The organism is Allobosea sp. GW821-FHT09G06, from assembly GCF_059416005.1.
Map to the genome: position 1 here is coordinate 431600 of NZ_JBWKOI010000001.1, position 15188 is coordinate 446787.

General features: G+C 62.1%; 22 protein-coding genes. 11 read left to right on the plus strand and 11 right to left on the minus strand.

The genetic code is table 11. From position 1 onward, the window contains the following. Positions 1-152: 152 nt before the first annotated feature. From AC07NY_RS02035 to AC07NY_RS02080, 10 genes are all read left to right on the plus strand, one after another. Positions 153-536 carry an XkdD/Y8K6 family phage-associated protein gene (locus AC07NY_RS02035; RefSeq protein ID WP_494581414.1) on the plus strand — a complete coding sequence of 128 codons (384 nt, stop codon included), beginning with the start codon at positions 153-155 and terminating at the stop codon, positions 534-536. Beyond that, positions 529-1065 (plus strand): hypothetical protein, encoded by a 537-nt coding sequence (locus tag AC07NY_RS02040; RefSeq protein ID WP_494581416.1) that lies wholly within the window; start codon positions 529-531, stop codon positions 1063-1065. Before AC07NY_RS02035 ends, AC07NY_RS02040 begins: the two co-directional genes overlap by 8 nt. After that, positions 1058-1444: a hypothetical protein gene (locus tag AC07NY_RS02045; protein ID WP_494581418.1), complete on the plus strand. Its 387-nt coding sequence runs from the start codon at positions 1058-1060 to the stop codon at positions 1442-1444. Before AC07NY_RS02040 ends, AC07NY_RS02045 begins: the two co-directional genes overlap by 8 nt. 272 nt (positions 1445-1716) lie before the next feature. After that, positions 1717-2046: an HNH endonuclease gene (locus AC07NY_RS02050; RefSeq protein ID WP_494583653.1), complete on the plus strand. Its 330-nt coding sequence runs from the start codon at positions 1717-1719 to the stop codon at positions 2044-2046. Further along, positions 2024-2683 (plus strand): hypothetical protein, encoded by a 660-nt coding sequence (locus AC07NY_RS02055; protein ID WP_494581419.1) that lies wholly within the window; start codon positions 2024-2026, stop codon positions 2681-2683. The genes AC07NY_RS02050 and AC07NY_RS02055 overlap by 23 nt, the downstream gene beginning before the upstream one ends. After that, positions 2680-2919: a ubiquitination-like system serine protease family protein gene (locus tag AC07NY_RS02060; RefSeq protein WP_494581421.1), complete on the plus strand. Its 240-nt coding sequence runs from the start codon at positions 2680-2682 to the stop codon at positions 2917-2919. The genes AC07NY_RS02055 and AC07NY_RS02060 overlap by 4 nt, the downstream gene beginning before the upstream one ends. Before the next feature lie 292 nt (positions 2920-3211). Next, the gene (locus AC07NY_RS02065; protein WP_494581423.1) at positions 3212-3751 is read left to right on the plus strand and encodes an HD domain-containing protein; all 540 of its coding nucleotides are present in this window, start codon (positions 3212-3214) and stop codon (positions 3749-3751) included. After that, positions 3744-3977, plus strand: coding sequence for a hypothetical protein (locus AC07NY_RS02070; RefSeq protein ID WP_494581425.1), 234 nt, complete (start codon positions 3744-3746; stop codon positions 3975-3977). Before AC07NY_RS02065 ends, AC07NY_RS02070 begins: the two co-directional genes overlap by 8 nt. Continuing rightward, positions 3967-4326, plus strand: coding sequence for a hypothetical protein (locus AC07NY_RS02075; protein WP_494581427.1), 360 nt, complete (start codon positions 3967-3969; stop codon positions 4324-4326). The genes AC07NY_RS02070 and AC07NY_RS02075 overlap by 11 nt, the downstream gene beginning before the upstream one ends. Positions 4327-4667: 341 nt before the next feature. After that, positions 4668-4865 carry a hypothetical protein gene (locus AC07NY_RS02080; protein WP_494581429.1) on the plus strand — a complete coding sequence of 66 codons (198 nt, stop codon included), beginning with the start codon at positions 4668-4670 and terminating at the stop codon, positions 4863-4865. Positions 4866-4976: 111 nt separating this feature from the next. Here the strand turns inward: AC07NY_RS02080 and AC07NY_RS02085 are convergent, their stop codons facing one another. From AC07NY_RS02085 to AC07NY_RS02120, 8 genes are all read right to left on the minus strand, one after another. Then, entirely contained in the window at positions 4977-5498 is a 522-nt protein-coding gene (locus AC07NY_RS02085) for a hypothetical protein (RefSeq protein ID WP_494581431.1), read from the minus strand. 42 nt (positions 5499-5540) lie between these two features. Then, the gene (locus AC07NY_RS02090) at positions 5541-6068 is read right to left on the minus strand and encodes a hypothetical protein (RefSeq protein WP_494581433.1); all 528 of its coding nucleotides are present in this window, start codon (positions 6066-6068) and stop codon (positions 5541-5543) included. Then, positions 6065-6766, minus strand: coding sequence for a glycoside hydrolase family 19 protein (locus tag AC07NY_RS02095; RefSeq protein WP_494581434.1), 702 nt, complete (start codon positions 6764-6766; stop codon positions 6065-6067). The genes AC07NY_RS02090 and AC07NY_RS02095 overlap by 4 nt, the downstream gene beginning before the upstream one ends. A 64-nt stretch (positions 6767-6830) precedes the next feature. Further along, positions 6831-7661 carry a hypothetical protein gene (locus tag AC07NY_RS02100; protein WP_494581436.1) on the minus strand — a complete coding sequence of 277 codons (831 nt, stop codon included), beginning with the start codon at positions 7659-7661 and terminating at the stop codon, positions 6831-6833. 237 nt (positions 7662-7898) lie between these two features. After that, the gene (locus AC07NY_RS02105) at positions 7899-8897 is read right to left on the minus strand and encodes a hypothetical protein (protein ID WP_494581438.1); all 999 of its coding nucleotides are present in this window, start codon (positions 8895-8897) and stop codon (positions 7899-7901) included. 66 nt (positions 8898-8963) lie between these two features. Beyond that, entirely contained in the window at positions 8964-9278 is a 315-nt protein-coding gene (locus AC07NY_RS02110; RefSeq protein WP_494581440.1) for a hypothetical protein, read from the minus strand. A 72-nt stretch (positions 9279-9350) separates the two neighbouring features. After that, on the minus strand, positions 9351-9935 hold the full coding sequence (locus AC07NY_RS02115) for a phage antirepressor N-terminal domain-containing protein (protein ID WP_494581442.1): 585 nt from the start codon (positions 9933-9935) through the stop codon (positions 9351-9353). Positions 9936-9946: 11 nt separating this feature from the next. Next, positions 9947-10201, minus strand: a complete 255-nt coding sequence (locus AC07NY_RS02120; protein ID WP_494581444.1) for an Arc family DNA-binding protein — start codon at positions 10199-10201, stop codon at positions 9947-9949. Here AC07NY_RS02120 and AC07NY_RS02125 point away from each other — a divergent pair. Further along, positions 10154-10579, plus strand: coding sequence for an Arc family DNA-binding protein (locus AC07NY_RS02125; protein ID WP_494581446.1), 426 nt, complete (start codon positions 10154-10156; stop codon positions 10577-10579). The genes AC07NY_RS02120 and AC07NY_RS02125 overlap by 48 nt on opposite strands. Positions 10580-10898: 319 nt before the next feature. Here AC07NY_RS02125 and AC07NY_RS02130 read toward each other — a convergent pair whose 3' ends face one another. The 3 genes from AC07NY_RS02130 to AC07NY_RS02140 form a co-directional block, all read right to left on the minus strand. Continuing rightward, positions 10899-12161, minus strand: a complete 1263-nt coding sequence (locus tag AC07NY_RS02130; RefSeq protein ID WP_494581448.1) for a hypothetical protein — start codon at positions 12159-12161, stop codon at positions 10899-10901. 128 nt (positions 12162-12289) lie between these two features. Next, positions 12290-14368: a hypothetical protein gene (locus AC07NY_RS02135; protein WP_494581450.1), complete on the minus strand. Its 2079-nt coding sequence runs from the start codon at positions 14366-14368 to the stop codon at positions 12290-12292. Beyond that, on the minus strand, positions 14365-15180 hold the full coding sequence (locus AC07NY_RS02140) for a tail fiber domain-containing protein (RefSeq protein WP_494581451.1): 816 nt from the start codon (positions 15178-15180) through the stop codon (positions 14365-14367). Before AC07NY_RS02140 ends, AC07NY_RS02135 begins: the two co-directional genes overlap by 4 nt. Between the last annotated feature and the right edge of the window lie 8 nt (positions 15181-15188).

Consider the following 15188-nt stretch of genomic DNA (forward strand, 5'->3'; position numbering starts at 1 on the left):
CGATTATGCTACACGGAGTTTCGTGCGTCCCGGTAGCTCAGCAGGATAGAGCAACGGTTTCCTAAACCGGTTGTCTGCCCAGCCCTAGAGCGAGCTTCCCGAGCAAAACCCCAACAATCTCAACGCGTCTCTCCCGAAATGGAGGACGCAAGATGCGCTCTGAACGCAACGTCAACGGTTTCGCGAAGTCACAAGAGGCGGCACAGCCCGATAAGGCGCTGTTCTCGGATGGTTCTGGGTTCACGCCTGGGCCTTGGCGTGTCGCAGGCAAAGGCACTATCCGCACCGAAACGGCTTGGGTCGCGAGCATCAATTGGCGGAACCGTGAAGCCAATGCTCGGCTAATCGCCGCCGCTCCCCAGCTCTATGAGGCGCTGAGCGCCGCGATGGCATTTATCAACAGCCATGTCGCGGACCCCGACATTACCCAAGAGATGGCTGACAACTACGCCATCCTGATGGGTGCGCAGCCGATGGAAGTTTTGGCTATCGCCTCCGGCTCTAACCCCTCTCCCCGGAGTGCTGGCCGTGGGTGAGCGCGAGATCGAACTGACGCACTATTCGCGGAAGCCCCTCGGCAAGGTCAACTCGACGCGGCAGACGAGCGAGCCGGATAGCAAGCCGCGAGGGCTCTGGGTGTCCGATGACGCCCCCTACGACGGGGAGGCGATGGGCTGGCCGCACTGGTGTGAGGCTGAAAGCTTCGGGCTAGACCGGCTGGTACACCGCCACGTCATCAAGCTTGCTGCACCGGAACGGCTCCTTTGGCTTCGCTCAGTCGCGGCTATCGACGAGTTCAATCGCGAGTTCTCCGAGCCGCCGACGTGGCGGTATTCAACGATCCGTTGGGACCGTGTCGCGAAGCTATATGGCGGCCTCGTCATCACGCCCTACCAGTGGGCGCGGCGGCTCGAAGGTCCGGCGCGGTGGTACTACACATGGGACTGCGCGAGCGGCTGCATCTGGGATGCCTCGGTAGTCGCGTCGGTGACCCCCGACCTTGGGTTCATCTCCGGCTTGTCTGTGCTGACGGCCTCTCCTTCGCAGGAGTCCAGCCGTGGGTGAGCGGGCAAGCACGAAGGGGCGGGATGACCTTTTCCCGATCGATTGGATCAAGAAGTACCGCGCTATCGCGGGCTGCACTCTGCGCGAGGCTAAGGACGCCTATGATGCCGGCCGCCCCATGCCGACGTCTTCCGCTGAGATCGACGCCGCGCTTGAGAGGGATGCCAAGCGGCAGGCATTGAGGGACGCGGCCCCCGATATGTTCGAGGCGCTGCTTCAGGCCCGCGACTGGCTTGAGGGTTGGGTTAGCGCCGAACCGCAGCTTGCCATCATCAACGCCGCCATCGCCAAAGCCGAAGGGCTCGGACTACTCGCGGATGCCAACACAAATCCCCCCTTATCCGACCTCTCCTCACTGCGGAAAGGGGCGGAGCTGTGACTTGGACGAAAGACGCCCAGCGGGAGAGCCAGCGCCGCTATTACGAGCGTAACCGCGACAGGCTCAATGCTCTCCGTCGCGCTCAAACGAAGGAACGAAAACATCTCCCTAGGACGCTGCCTAAGCCTGACCGCCTTCGGGAGATGTTCTCGTATGATGCCGAGACGGGCGCACTAACCCTCAATCAGCCGCAAGGGGGACGCCTTCCAGGGTCTATCGCTGGTTGGCTGCACCATGAAGGCTACCGCTGCGTCAGCGTTGATAACCATAAGATGCCCGCACACCGCGTTTGTTGGGCGATCCACTATGGATCATGGCCTGACCGCCTTGTGGATCACATCGATATGGATAAATGCAATAACAGTATATCCAATTTGCGACTCTGCAACGCGTCCGAAAATGGCTGCAACCGACGCGCTCCATCGAATAATACATCCGGGTTCAAGGGCGTCAGCTTTGTTCGACGCGAAAACAAATACAGAGCTACAATACACAAAGACAGGCGTCGTTACGAAATCGGCCTATACGATACCGCGCAAGCCGCGAGTGAAGCTTATAACCGAGTGATGGAGGATTTGCATGGTGAATTCGCTAGGTCTTGATTCATCCGCCACCCCCACGCGCGATGAGGCGGTGCTATACGCGCGCTATGAGCCCGAATGGGGCCGCATGATGCTGTGCAATCGCGATCAATTCGGCGCAGTCGAATATCGGCTCGCCCCAGCCCCTGCGAGCGGCGGGGTGGATGCGGTGCCTGTCGCTTGGCGGCGGTACGAGGCGATGGACAATGAGACGGCCGGCTATGAACTCTACCACAACCCGGTGGAGGCAGGAGAACCGCTCTACACGCACCCGGCCCTCTCCCCGGCCGCGACGCCCGTGTCTGAGGCTGAACCGGTGGCTTGGCGCTATCGCATCGGCGCGCAAAACCTGTGGAGCTATTGCGACACCGAGGCGGATGCCGATTTCTACATCAAGCAATCGAAAGGGCGCGAAGTTACCAAGCAGGCCCTCGCCCTCGCCAAGCCCGCCTCCTCGCCTGCGGGCGGGGATGACGACATTCCGACCCCGATCCGGATCGAAGACAATCTGGATATCGCGATGAACGAATTCTGGAACGCGCCCGGAGGCACGCAAGGCGGCGTCAGGGCGGTGCTGGAATGGGTCAACGCAGTCTACTTCCCGAAGGAAGGATTCGTTCGCGTGGAACACGAACATGCGGGCGGGGCGGAACCATGAGCGACCACGCTAAAATCAGCGAGAGCGGCAAATGGTGCGAGTATCCGTGCCAGTCGCTCTCTAGTGATGGGCGTAAGGCGCATCCTGACCGTGTCTGCCGTGTGGCGGTCGCAGATGTTCATGGCGCCAAGACGTGGACGCTTTCGGGCTCACCTGATGCCCCGACGCTGACGCCATCCATCGACTGCCAAGCCTGCAACTTCCACGGCTTCGTCACGAATGGAGAGGTTCGATGAGCGACACCCCGTTCAGGTGCGCCAAATGCGGCGCTATTGCAAAGGATAGGATCAAGACGTGCGATTGCGCCACCATGGTCGGAAGCCGGAGGGTCAACGGGAAGACCGAGCGCATTTGGCTGATAACCCCAGAACCTGCGGACGCGATGCGTGAGGCGTTAGAGCCGTTTGCCATCGCTTATGACAACGCAGTGATTAGCGGTCGCCCACCAACTGAATTTGTTGGCGCGAAAGAATTCGAAGCTGCCCGACGTGCGCTGTCTCAGTCCACCTCTGCCGGGAGGGTTGGGGAATGATAGGTGGCATCCGCGAGACCTCGATCATCGACGGAGCCGATCTAGCGGACGCTCTGCACCTCGCTGCGACCGCGCATGCGGACCAGTTCGACAAGTCCGGCCTGCCCTACATCACGCATATCCTGCGGATGGTAGAGGCTGCGCTGACGCGGGGCTGTGCTCCTGACGTGCCGATCGTGGCGGCGCTTCATGACATCGTCGAAGACAGCGTGCTCACTCTGGACGATCTGCGCGAATGCGGGTTCTCAGAGCGGGTCGTGTTGGCAGTCGATGCCCTGACAAGGCGAGACGGCGAGCCCTATACGGCGTTCATCACGCGTTGCCGACAGGCTGGCGCCGTTGCCCGCTGCGTTAAGCTACTCGACATCGGCGACAACCTTGATCCGCGCCGCCTCGACCGACTTGACCCTGCCACGCGGCGCCGGCTGCGCGACAAGTATGAAGCCGCGCGCTCCGCTCTCCAGGCTCTGGAGGACAGTGACGCCAACCTCGCGGATGCGCGCTCTAAAAATCCCCCGGAGGCAGAGCATGGCTGAGAAGATGACGAAGGCTCAGCGGCAGGAGCGCGAACACCTCTACGGCTGCACGGTAGACTTAGCGCCTGATGAAGAACCGGACGGCTGCGTTCTGGACTATGGCGGCCAAGACGACTGCACATATGCGAAGAACCGACGCACAAAATGGACGTGCCCTTGCTGGGAACTGAAATCGGCATTCAAGGCATCCCGCCGCGCCCTCGACGAGGCCACCCATGACCGGTGAGAAGGACGCACATGCCGAGATGCCGCCGGTCTGGTGCGCCAGGCACGCGGATGGTTCGGTGTCCGTCTCTGAGGAAGAATGGCGCGCGGAGATGTGGCGAGGCCTTGGACTGAAGGTCGTCGCACTTGTCCCCGAAGCCCGCGCCCTAGCCGCAGAAGCCGAGAACCGCGAACTCAGGAAGCAGATGCTTGCCGATGAAAGCCAGCACCGAGACGCGCTCGCTGCGGAGAGGGAACGGTGCGCTAAGGCCGCCTTCGTCGCTCTTGAGAGCATGCGGGACGAAGGCGAGAATGATATCCGAATTGCTCAGAGCCGCGTGGACGCAGCCATACGGGCGGAGGGGGAGTAGATGGGAGCCGAGAGCTGGGGCTACGTCATCCGCTGGGGTTCGCTGGAACTCGGGGCCAACGGCTTCCCGACTTACGAGCAGATGGAAAAGTCTCGCCAAGCTAGTTTCGATCTGCTCGCGGTGGATGGCTGGACGCAGCCTAGATGGTGGCAGTTCTGGCGTTCTCGGGATACCCGGCGATGATCCGACGCCATCTCCCAACAACCTACCCGATCCCGACTCGACAAACAAGAACGGATCGTGAATCGTGAGGGATGAAATACCCCTACCCAAAGCGGAAAATCCCCACGCTAGCCGAGCAGCTGGCGAACGCGGGTCAGCTGCCTGAGCGTCAGCCGCCCATGGGCTGGACGATCTACGATAGCCATTGGCAGGTCGAGCAGATCGGCAAGAACGACGAGGTCATGGAGAAGATCGCCTACACGAACTTCTTCTTCGCGGCAGAGGCGGCCTATGAAGCGGCCCTCATCGCCATGCCTCACGACCGCATCCTGTTCCGCAACCGCATGCGCGTGATCCGCAAGAGTTGGGAGCGCTGAAACGAAAAAAGGACGCCGACCAGCCCCGAAGGACCGGCCGGCTAGTCAACAGGGAGGCAACAAACCGAGAAGGCAGGAGCCCTCTCGTAGCTGGTTACGCCGGCTAGGCGATCAGGGGCGACGCTGCTCCAGATTCCGCATCCGTTCATCAAGGTTCTTGAGAAAATCGGGGGCTGAGACGAGGCCGGAATTGAACCGCTTCACATCGTCGATCTGCCGCTGGAGATTGGCGGCGGCCTGCTCAAGCTCCCGGCGCTGCCCTATCTCTTGAGCGTTGAGGTCGGAATTGATCCGGGCCATCTCCTCGCGGGTCCGACCGCTCCGCCCCTCAAGCTCTCGGATTGAAACGAAGCGCTCTCCTAGCCCGCTCTGGGCCTTGGTCATTTCGATCAGCGCAGCCTTGAGATCAGACTGGTTCTCTCGGATCGGCGCATAGGCCAGTCCGCCGATGGCGCCCGCGAACAGCAGACAGAAACCCGCCGTGCTGACGAGGACACTCCAGTTCGGTTTCGCCCCTGACGCGATCTGCTGAGAGATTGAGGTGAGCTGCTGCGAGATATTGTTGACGGCTTGCTCAAGCCCGAAAACGCGCTGCTGGAGCGCGCCAATGTTCACCGAAGCTTCGTCTGACATTAGGCGGTTCGTCCCAGGCATCTCACGCTCCTTCACAGGAGGTTATTTCGAGGCTGCGATTTGCTTGAGGGCGGCATCCTTCGTCGCGCTGCCGGCGCTGGAGCCGATCCAGTAGCCTACGACAGCGGTAGCCAGGGACTGCCAAGCCCCCAGCAAGTACAGGGCCACATCGCTGCGGATGCCAGCGCTCTCAGGCTTCATCGCCAGATAGGAGAGCCCCACGAATCCGACGATGACGACCAGGCTGACGAGAGGCGCGCCCCACTGGAGCGACGAGCCCTTCTCCACCAAAGCCAAGGTCTGGTCGCGAGCTGCCTGACGGTCGCGGAGGATGGCGTCGAGATCGGCTTTCAGATCCAGGCCCTTATCGGCCTCGATCTTCTGAACAATGGCGCCAGCGTTCGGCTTCGTCTCGATAGCGGTCTTCACCGCTTCCGGCGTCGGCGCGGTCCCAAGGGCTTCCGCCAGAGCACCGATAGCGGCCCCCGCCACCGTCCCAACAGGGCCGCCTATGACAGTGCCGAGCAAAGGCGCGCCCGCCTTGATGAGAGCTTGGACGAGATCGTTCATGCAGCACCTTTCAGGCGACGGAAGAATGCGGAGAAGAAGCGTGAGAGAATGCCGGGCTGCACGGTCGGCAGCTCTTCGGCAAGGGTGGGCGCGGGAGGCTTGGCCGGCTCAAGCAAGATGTCCGTGAGAGGAGCGGGAGCGATGATCTCCCGCGCCAGCTTGGCGATCCTGATGCGATCGTCCTCGTGGTTCGCCGGACTCTTGGCCTTCGCGTTGCCCCGGTTGATCGCCCGCGAAATGGCCGCCGTGTCGCCCTTGTCCGCGTAGGCGTTCAGGCCCTTGTCGTTCCAGTACATGGCCGCGATGCGCAGGCTGATGTCAGGCCGCTCGGCAAGCTGCGGTTCCTTCAGGAGATCAATCCCTAGCCGCTTGCCATAGGAGGCGTAGTTCGCCCGGCCGGTTAGCTGGAATATGCCCCGGCCCATGAAACGCTTGCCGTCGCCGGCAACGACGTTCCCGAGATCCTTCCGGCCCTCGTATCCCGCCTGAGCTTTCGTCGGTCCCCAGTACTCGCGCAGCGTCTTGAAATAGTCCGTCTCAAGGCATGCCTGCGCCAGAAACTCGGACTCGCGCGCTGGCGTGTCGATGCCGCCCGCCTCAAGCCACTCCTGATTATCGACGATGCCTTGGACGACGGCGGCATTGGGCTTCGCGCCGCACGCCTTGGCGAGCCGCGTCAGGTCGTCAGTGGTGAACATGAATGCTCCGGGCAAAGAAAAACCCGCCAGAGGCGGGCTGAAAGGCTTGGCGATGCGGAGGCCTTCAGATGACCGAGCCGCTCTTGTCGATGAAGATGCACTGCGTGTTGCCGCTGCGGACAATGCCGCCTTGCAGGTTGAGCCCCTGGAACCGGGTTTTCCAGCAGTTCACGGCATAGAATGCCGCCCCTGCGGCAGTAGGAAACGCAGCGATATTGTTCACGTCGCAGGCGATCAGGTGGCTCATGTAGATTGACACGCCGGACGAGCTGCCAAAGCAGGTGATGCGGTCGAAGGTCAGTTCGCGCAGGCCGGCAGGCACTGTGTCAGGGCTTCCCGCCATCTCGAAACAGCGGAATGGAGCCCAAGCCGGGTTCGAGCCGCCGCCAAGGCGCAAGTCCTCAAAGCGGTTGTTGGATGGCGCCGTTCCTGTCGGGGGGATCGCCATGCGGATGAAGTAGATGCCGGCCGTGTGCTCGGTCAGTTCGACCCCGAAGCCCCGGCACCCGCCGCCATAGAAGCCGTTTCGGCCATCGAAGCGAAAGAGCTGATTGGTGACCGGGCCTCGAACCCAGACCTTAGTCGAGGTCGAGCCGAGGCCAACGATCTGATGCACGTCCAGCGGCGGGACGGGCTCTGTCAGGCATATTTGCGTCGGGAGGTGGATGCGGACATTGCCGGGGTTTGGGCCGGCATCAATGATATCCTGCACGGCCAGATTGAAGGCAGCGCTGTCGCTGGTCATTCCATCGCAGGGGCTGGCATAGCGCCCACGACCTATGACGATATCCTGAGAGATCAGAGCGGGCGACGGCAAGCTCTGGGCCTTCGCCAAGCCAGCGGACGCAACTGCGCCAACGCCAGCGAGCAAGCGCCTGCGGGTCAGTGATGTCATGATGTTTTCTCTGGTAACGGCTTCTGACAGCCGCGCCAGGCATCGGACCTGGCAGCCGGGGGGTCAGAACACGCAGAGACGTGTCGAGCGCTTTTAGGCTTTCGCCTTGGACAGCACGCCCGACCCCGGCCAAGAGCCGATGCACAGCAGCGACCGCCAAGCCAGCCGGCCCGACGATCGCCTTTCTCTGATGGGTTCTGACACCCGAGATGAACCTATACTGACGCAGACCCCGGCTCAACCGTAGGTGACGACTTTCAACGTGAACCGCTCGCCTGCATTGTCGGTGTTGGTATACCAGTTGCCGGTCCCCGCGCTGACGCGGCCTAGCACTGTCGCGTAGTGGTAACCTTCGGCAAGAGTCACCGAATGGACCAGCCCGACCGGCTGGGCATTTACGCCAGAACCGAAAGCAGCCACATCCTGCGGGACTGTCGCGCTGTCGATACCGATCGATGTCAGGGTCTGGTTGACGCCCGAGTTGTAGGCGCCGCCCGACGCTGCGAACTGGAGCGCCTGATCGGCCCAGCATAGGAACTGGACCCGGATCTCCGAATTGATCTCTGCATAGCTCGTCGATGTCGAGGTGCGGATTGTCGAGAATCGCCCCGTCCCGTAGATTGGGCGCCGGTTGAACCACGAGATCACCAAGCGCTGCGCCGAGGTTTCCGCAAATGCCGGGCCGGTGATCGGGTAGACCATGCCGACGAGCGTTCTGGTGGCGTCTCCCGTCTTGATCTCAACACCCGTGCTGGTGTCGGTCGAATGACCGGTGGCAGAAGCCTCCAGCGTCATCGTCGTCGAAACCATGTAGGCGTAGATATAATAGAGCGTCGATGGCGTGAGGCCAGTTGGCGCCAGTGAAACACCCGCACTCGGAATGACCTGACTCGCGCCGTTGATGACAACCCGCGACCCATTCATGCGGATCAGGCGGATGTCGGTGCCGTCCTTGATCAACCGGCACTCCGCCGCATAGGTTAGATAACGGGCATCGCCCGTCCGCCTGTTCAGCGCATCGGTATCTGCGGTCGCATCCCCTAGCCCCGTAATCTTTTTGTCGTTGAAGGGGATGTTCGCCGTGATCGCAGTCACGCCCGTTCGGGCGATGCTCTCGGTGATCGCAGCAGACAGGTCTTCCAGCGGAGGATTGTGGTTGCTGGGCAAGACCGTCTCGCCAGTAACGGCCAGGTAGCCGCTCGGAAGCGTGTGAACGCCTGAACCGTCACGGGGCATAGGCTTCTCCAATAGAAAAAGCCGCCCGGTGAGGAGCGGCTTTGGGTGGTTGGATGTGGTGGTCGGCTAGTGGGCCAGCGGCCTCTCAGGCCAAGTCGCATCACAGATTTTCTCAGCCAGCCCCCGGCAAACATCGATGAGAGCCGCGACCTGATCGAGTGCGGTGTTCCGTGTCACCCCCGTGCCGAAATCCATCCCGCTGACCAAAGATTCCGTCACGTCCAGAAGCTGCTTCATGGTGGCCGCGTCGTTCACGGCAGAGTTCAGCGCCTTGTAAAACGCGTCGCCATCCAGCGCGGGCTTGGGTGGAAAATCCGCGGTCTCGGCACGAAATGTCTGAGACCTTGGCTGATGGTCGATGGTATCTAGGAGAGCAGTCATCGGCTCGATCCTCACTATCGGGTTGATGGTTAGGCCCGAGGAAGAGGTGCAAGCTCAACCTCGGGCCGCTTATCAGGCCGCTTCGGCCGAGGGATCGCGCTTGATCGCGGTGTAGGTGAAGAACTCGCCCTGCCGGTCGTCGGCGTACATGGAAGGCGTCGTGGGCATGCCCAGCTTGAACCACAGTTCGCGAGCCGCTTGGCAGTTGAACGTGTGCCGGGCTTCCGTCACCAGCGACTTCTTCAACTGCATAGGCTCGTCCGTGTTGGGCGCGCCTTCAATCGAATCCCGCTTCTCTCCAGAGCCTCGCCCATAAAAATGGCGATGCAGAACCCCGTAGCATTCGCGCTGGTAGAGGACGACGCGCTCGCGCACCGTCTCGTCCTTGATGCGGGCCGTGTCGATGGTGAAGAGCCAGCCATTGACCAGTTCGAGCTTAAGGCAAGTCACCTCCTGGCCCTTCGCTCCAGACAAAGGAGCCTGCATGACACAGGTTCCTTCGGAGAGAATGGGGTCCCGGGTGAGGCGTTGCCGCTGGCCTTCCCAGTTCAAACCCATGCTCTCGACCATCGGCTTAATGGCCATGTAGGTGCCATCGTCGTTCTCGAACCCGTAGAGTTGGTCGCCACGGAAGTTGACTGTTATGATCTGTCCCATCAGGGGTCCCTTCATGACCTTTGGTGGATGGAACCGCCTGCCAGGGCGGTTTCGTCGAGAGCGACGGCGGAGGTACGGGCGTCCAAGCTGCCCTCCGTCGTCGCTGCGGCGCTCGCGAGAGCGCGTTCCAAAATTTTGATCACCTCGGAATTCATTGAGCGACCATTCTTCGCCGCACGCGCGACGATAGCCGCTCGCATTCCTTCGGGGAGGCGGAAATGCACCTGCTCCCCGTTACGCCCTACAATCATTGCGGCTCCTTTCATAAAGCACGCTGCTTTATAGCACCGCGCTTTATGGACCGCAATAGCACGCTGCTATATGGACCGCCGATGGCCCGAGATGATGTCCAAGTGAATTTCCGCATGCCAGCCGAGCTAAAGGCTAAGCTGGAGGAGTCCGCCGCCGAAAATAAGCGAACGTTGACAGCGGAGCTGGTTACCCGGCTCGAATCGTCATTTAGCCTTTTCGACCGCCTGGAGCGGACGATGGACAGGGAAGACGACCTGCGAGAGAAAATTCTGGAGATGCAGGCGGACCTGACAGCCTTCATGATTATGGAGGGCAAAGACCCAGCCGAGGTGCGCCAGCATTGGCGAAACGCCGCTGAGCGCATCCGCGCCAACAAGAAGCCGAAACCCTGACTCGACTCCCTCTCGCGCTACGGTCAGGATCGCGGAAACGGGAGCAAGAAATGAGCGGCTCAAACTACGATTCAGTGGCGATCGAGAGCCTGGACCAGTTCGAGATAAAGGTATCGAGCGCGGAGCCGGCTGTTTCGCTCTACGTGACTACCGGGAACGGGCAGAGGCTGGTCCTCGATTTTCCAGAAAGCGCTTGGGCAGAATTCTTGCGAGCCATGGAGGCAACGAAAGAAAGATTCCCACACGGCCGGAGCGCGCACTAGCCTCCACAGGGTCAAGCTTCCCGGTCGATCGGTTGTAGCGATAGGTTTGCGCCATCTTACGCTCCACCCTCCATCAATAGCTTCACCAGCCTGTCCTGAAGCGCCTTGTCCTTGATTGGGCCGGGCTTGGTGGCTTCGGTGGGGCGAGATTCGAGCAAAGCCCGCGCGACCGCGTCATAAGCCGTCATCTCCTTCGGCCTGACCATCTCAGGAACAGCGTCTTCATACATAGGGGAGCGCTTGCGCGTCATTTCATCGACGCCTTCCCAAGCTTTCTTCGTCCCCCGGTTGGCAAGGGTCTTGGCAATCATACCCACCGCCGGAACCCCAACGCCGACAACAGTCCCGGTTAGGGGGTCCGCTAATGTGCCTGCCATCGCTCCAGCGCCACCGCCGGCAACAATGCTGCCTAGGCCGCCACCGCCCCCAAAAGCATTCCCAGCATCGCGAAGCCGATTGCGAACAGGGGTCCCCCTCACGATAGCTTCGATGGCTTCTCGTTCTGTGGGGACGAAACCGGCAGCCTCTCTGGGGCGGAGGAGGATATCGGCAGCTCTAGACCGGAGGGTGTTATCAAGGTTACGGCCGGAATTGACGGCGAGCGCTCTAAGCTCGGCGCTATCTTCGAGTCCAGCGAGGCGCTCGGATCGGGCGGCGGCGGCGGCGTTTCCGCGGGCTTCTCTGAGTACTTTTCCGGCCTCAAGAAAGGGTCCAGCCACCACGTCGGACTGAGGAGGAGCTTCAACCCACCGATCAAGTCCTTCCACCAATCGACGACCCCCCAACTGGTCTGTCGGGTTGTTGAAGTCTTTGCGGGCATGGCCGGCCGCTCGCCGGGCGGCTTCGACGCCGCCAAGGGTGATGACGGATTCCGGCGGAGGGTTGGTGAGCTTGTTGAGGACGGCAAAGGTTTTTGGGGCAAGTTCGCCAATGATGCCGTCCTGCTCCATCTTAGCCTGTATGGCCTGCGCAACCTTGGCGACGGCATCTGACGAGTACTCGACGCCCATATCGCGGGCGCGATCATAACCTGCCGAGGCTGCTTCCTTCAAGGCTTCGGAAGACGGGACGGGCTTCTTCCCAGGGACAACGCCGGGGCGAACACCCGGCACCCCATACCCACCAGCCCTAACCGCGGGGTTCACGGGGTTCACGATACCGGCGAGATCGAACGAGCGCTCTACCGCTTCGCGTGAATTCGGGTCCACCTTGCCCGCGTAAACATCGCCCGGAAGCGTGAAGGCGCGCTTCAGCGACCCAATAATGCCGGCGTTGCTATCGAACTGGGGCTTCCCGTCCGGCCCTTGGCTGATGGGCAAGACGCCCCCCGACCAAGTCGGCGCGGGAGCGGGTGCGGGTCTAAAATCGCTCCACGCATCCGCCGAAGGCGCAACCGAGGGAACTGCGGGGGCAGCAGGGGCAGCTCGGAATTCAGCCCACGGATCACTCATGGGACGCGGCCCTCCGAACCATCAGGAAGAATGATCCTGGTCCCGCTCGGCAACTTGCGGGCTTCCTCCGGGGTCTTCACCCGGACTGGGGTATTGGGGTTGGCCGCGGGGGCCGGAGGCATCGCCACGCCGAACAAAGCCCGCTCGCGCTTGTTGCCATCAGGATCAGGATAGACGGCGTCAAGCTGCTTTTGGTGCTGCTCAAGCCGGGCCACGCCCGCCTTCTCCATGATGTCCAGCAGGCGGTTGATGGAGCGTTCGTCCAGCTGGATGGAGCCACCGGCAGCCTTCTCGGCAAACTCGCGGTCCGAGTTGGAGATATTGGCGCTGCCGACAGTTGCCTTCAGCATCGAGGCGACCTGCGGGGCGATGGCTGCACGGAAAGTTTCCGTGTTCTCGATCTTGCTGACATCGCCTAGGCCAAAGGCCGCGCCGATCTTCTGGAGGCCGAGTTTCGCATCGGCGCCAGCTCCCGAGATAATCCCGCCGGCCAGCGCGCCACGAGCTTCACGCAACGCAATGAGGCCGTTGGCAGCAGACCGCGCCTCCTTGGCATTCTCAGCGAACGTGTCGAAGATCTGCTTGTCGGACCCGCCACCGTTGACATTCACGCTGGTCGCCCCGGCCTTTGCCTTGGCCGTGCTCCAGTCGGTGAAGCTGCGCTTTTCGCCCTGTTTGACCGCGAGGTTGTATTCTTGGATCGCGGCGGGCTCATCAGAGCGGCCAAGCTGCTTGCGCTTGAGATCGAGGTCGAGCTTATCCGCTTCTGCCTTGGCCGGGTCGCGATAAGCCTGCTGCACGATTATCTGCGCAATCGCACGGTCCCCAGGCTGGGCATATGGCGAGTTCAGGACACGCATAGCCGCTGAAACTCGATCGACGCCCGCTGATGGTGCAGCGGCAGCGGGGGCAGCCGCTGCGGCCTGCGCGACGGTCTGGACGGCAGGGCTGGGAGCAGGCGCAGCTTGCGCGGTAAACGCCGCGGCGACGCGAGCCAGCGGAGACTGTGACGGAGCCTGCGCATCGGCCGCGATCTGTGCACGCATGCCCGCATCGGGGCTATTAGGATCGATGACCGGGGGCGGCGCAGCTGCGGGCATCTGCCCCATGGCAGGGACGGCGCCGGGGGCCGGGAGATCGGCCTGAGGCGCCACAAGACCGGCTGGTCGAGGCGGCGGCATAGGTGCTTGCGCGACCTGTGGGGTAGCGGGAGCCCCAAGCGCTGAGCCCATCCACGGTTGCGACGCGCCCTCGCTTTGGAAGACCGGCTGCAAGGGCTGACCTTCATGGATGGCGTTGAAGGTGTTCGCGTCCATGATCGGCGCTTCACCGGGAACTGCAAAGCCAGGCTGGCCGGTTTCCATGGACGCAGGAGCCCCGCCAGTGGCCGGCAGGTCCGCGACTTGTGCCGGCGCGCCGTCATTGATGAACGCGCCCGCGCCGCCGCGCTTGGCGATGTGAGAGCGCAGGGCGGCGTTATATGGCGCCCATGGCGCGAAGCCCTCCTTCGCGAACAGGGCAGCGGCGACCTTGCGCTGCGCCTCATATGGCGCGCTCATCGCGGTTGGATACTGCGATGTATCGACGCCCGCGAGCTTGGCAGCAGACCGCCACGTCGGGTTGATCATCTGGAAGTAGCCAGATGCCGACGAAGGGCCTGTGACAGTGCCGGTCGAGGGGTTAAATCCACCGCCGGCCGGGACGACGTTCTGATGCACGTTCCTCCCGGCAGACTCGTACTTCATGATCGCATCGAGCGCGTTCTGCGGATCACCGGTTCCGGGCTGCGCGTCATTGCTGGCGACGGCAACGGGTGAGGCAGCCGCCGCCAATGACGTGCCCATGGCGCTACGATCCGCAGCAAGGCTGGCTTCAGCGGCAGCTTCAGCCTCGTTCTCGCGCCGCATCTGCAAGCCACCCATAAGGGCCTGCGCAACGCGAGCCGCTCCTTGCGTCCAGTGCTGGACGGGAGACGTGTCGCTGCCGGCCTTCAGCATCGCCTCGGCTACACGACGACGGCGCTCAGAAGGCGTAAGGCGCTGACCGCCGGAACCCCAAGTAAAGCCTTCGGTCATCGCTTCATCCCCAGGTAGCCGCCACCAAGGGCCCCCGCCATGCCGAATAGCCCTCCAAGCATCGCATTCTGGCTGGCGACCTTCTGCTTGTACGCATCCATTTGACCCGCATACGAGCTATAGACCGCGCCCTGATAATCCGTACCGGCAACCTGCGTCTGCGGCGTGTTGATGAAGTTTGGCATGCTGACCTGCGAGCCGTTCATCAGGGCCGAAATCTCGTTCAGAGGCTGGTTGCGCTCTGTCAGCGCTTCCTGCACCGCCTGACCGCGACCGCTCAACAACAACGAGTTATATGCATCGTTCTTGCCCTGTGCGAAGTTGTTCATCTCGGCGTCATAGGCCGCCGAGCCGGGGCGGACGCCCTGATTGATGAGGCGAGCGCGAAGGGCGCTCTCCTCCTGCGCGAACCGGGGATCAAGCCGCTTCGACCCAAGCTCCATCAGGCGCTTTTCGGTCGCCTCATTCGACAAGTCTATGTTGGTTCCGAGAATGCCGCCGATCTTCGCTGACTGATCACGGCCAATCGTGGCGAGATTATACTCGGTTTCGTCGCTGACGCTCTTCAGGCGCTGGCCTTCGGGAGAGAGCGTCGTGATGGCCTTGTACCGAGGAACGTTATAGAGGTTCCCGGTCAGGCTGTCGGTCATCTGGACATCGTTCAGCCGCTCATAGGTCAAGCTCCCATCAGGTCCAACCTGATCCGTGAAGTTCATAACCTGCTGCGTTGCCGCCGTGTCGCGGTTCGCGCCGCCCTGAGCTGAAGCCGTAGCGACAGGATCGGGCGGAAGCGGTGCCTTGGGTGCCTTCAAGTTTCACC

Bases quoted from the DNA above. Each gene is read 5' to 3' on its own strand.
- AC07NY_RS02095 (WP_494581434.1), bottom strand. From the start codon at position 6,766: ATGTTCACCACTGACGACCTGACGCGGCTCGCCAAGGCGTGCGGCGCG.
- AC07NY_RS02115 (WP_494581442.1), bottom strand. From the start codon at position 9,935: ATGGGACAGATCATAACAGTCAACTTCCGTGGCGACCAACTCTACGGG.
- AC07NY_RS02035 (WP_494581414.1), top strand. From the start codon at position 153: ATGCGCTCTGAACGCAACGTCAACGGTTTCGCGAAGTCACAAGAGGCG.
- AC07NY_RS02060 (WP_494581421.1), top strand. From the start codon at position 2,680: ATGAGCGACCACGCTAAAATCAGCGAGAGCGGCAAATGGTGCGAGTAT.
- AC07NY_RS02070 (WP_494581425.1), top strand. From the start codon at position 3,744: ATGGCTGAGAAGATGACGAAGGCTCAGCGGCAGGAGCGCGAACACCTC.
- AC07NY_RS02055 (WP_494581419.1), top strand. From the start codon at position 2,024: ATGGTGAATTCGCTAGGTCTTGATTCATCCGCCACCCCCACGCGCGAT.
- AC07NY_RS02135 (WP_494581450.1), bottom strand. From the start codon at position 14,368: ATGACCGAAGGCTTTACTTGGGGTTCCGGCGGTCAGCGCCTTACGCCT.
- AC07NY_RS02075 (WP_494581427.1), top strand. From the start codon at position 3,967: ATGACCGGTGAGAAGGACGCACATGCCGAGATGCCGCCGGTCTGGTGC.
- AC07NY_RS02125 (WP_494581446.1), top strand. From the start codon at position 10,154: ATGCACCTGCTCCCCGTTACGCCCTACAATCATTGCGGCTCCTTTCAT.
- AC07NY_RS02120 (WP_494581444.1), bottom strand. From the start codon at position 10,201: ATGAAAGGAGCCGCAATGATTGTAGGGCGTAACGGGGAGCAGGTGCAT.
- AC07NY_RS02080 (WP_494581429.1), top strand. From the start codon at position 4,668: ATGGGCTGGACGATCTACGATAGCCATTGGCAGGTCGAGCAGATCGGC.
- AC07NY_RS02100 (WP_494581436.1), bottom strand. From the start codon at position 7,661: ATGACATCACTGACCCGCAGGCGCTTGCTCGCTGGCGTTGGCGCAGTT.
- AC07NY_RS02105 (WP_494581438.1), bottom strand. From the start codon at position 8,897: ATGCCCCGTGACGGTTCAGGCGTTCACACGCTTCCGAGCGGCTACCTG.
- AC07NY_RS02050 (WP_494583653.1), top strand. From the start codon at position 1,717: ATGCCCGCACACCGCGTTTGTTGGGCGATCCACTATGGATCATGGCCT.
- AC07NY_RS02065 (WP_494581423.1), top strand. From the start codon at position 3,212: ATGATAGGTGGCATCCGCGAGACCTCGATCATCGACGGAGCCGATCTA.
- AC07NY_RS02090 (WP_494581433.1), bottom strand. From the start codon at position 6,068: ATGAACGATCTCGTCCAAGCTCTCATCAAGGCGGGCGCGCCTTTGCTC.
- AC07NY_RS02110 (WP_494581440.1), bottom strand. From the start codon at position 9,278: ATGACTGCTCTCCTAGATACCATCGACCATCAGCCAAGGTCTCAGACA.
- AC07NY_RS02085 (WP_494581431.1), bottom strand. From the start codon at position 5,498: ATGTCAGACGAAGCTTCGGTGAACATTGGCGCGCTCCAGCAGCGCGTT.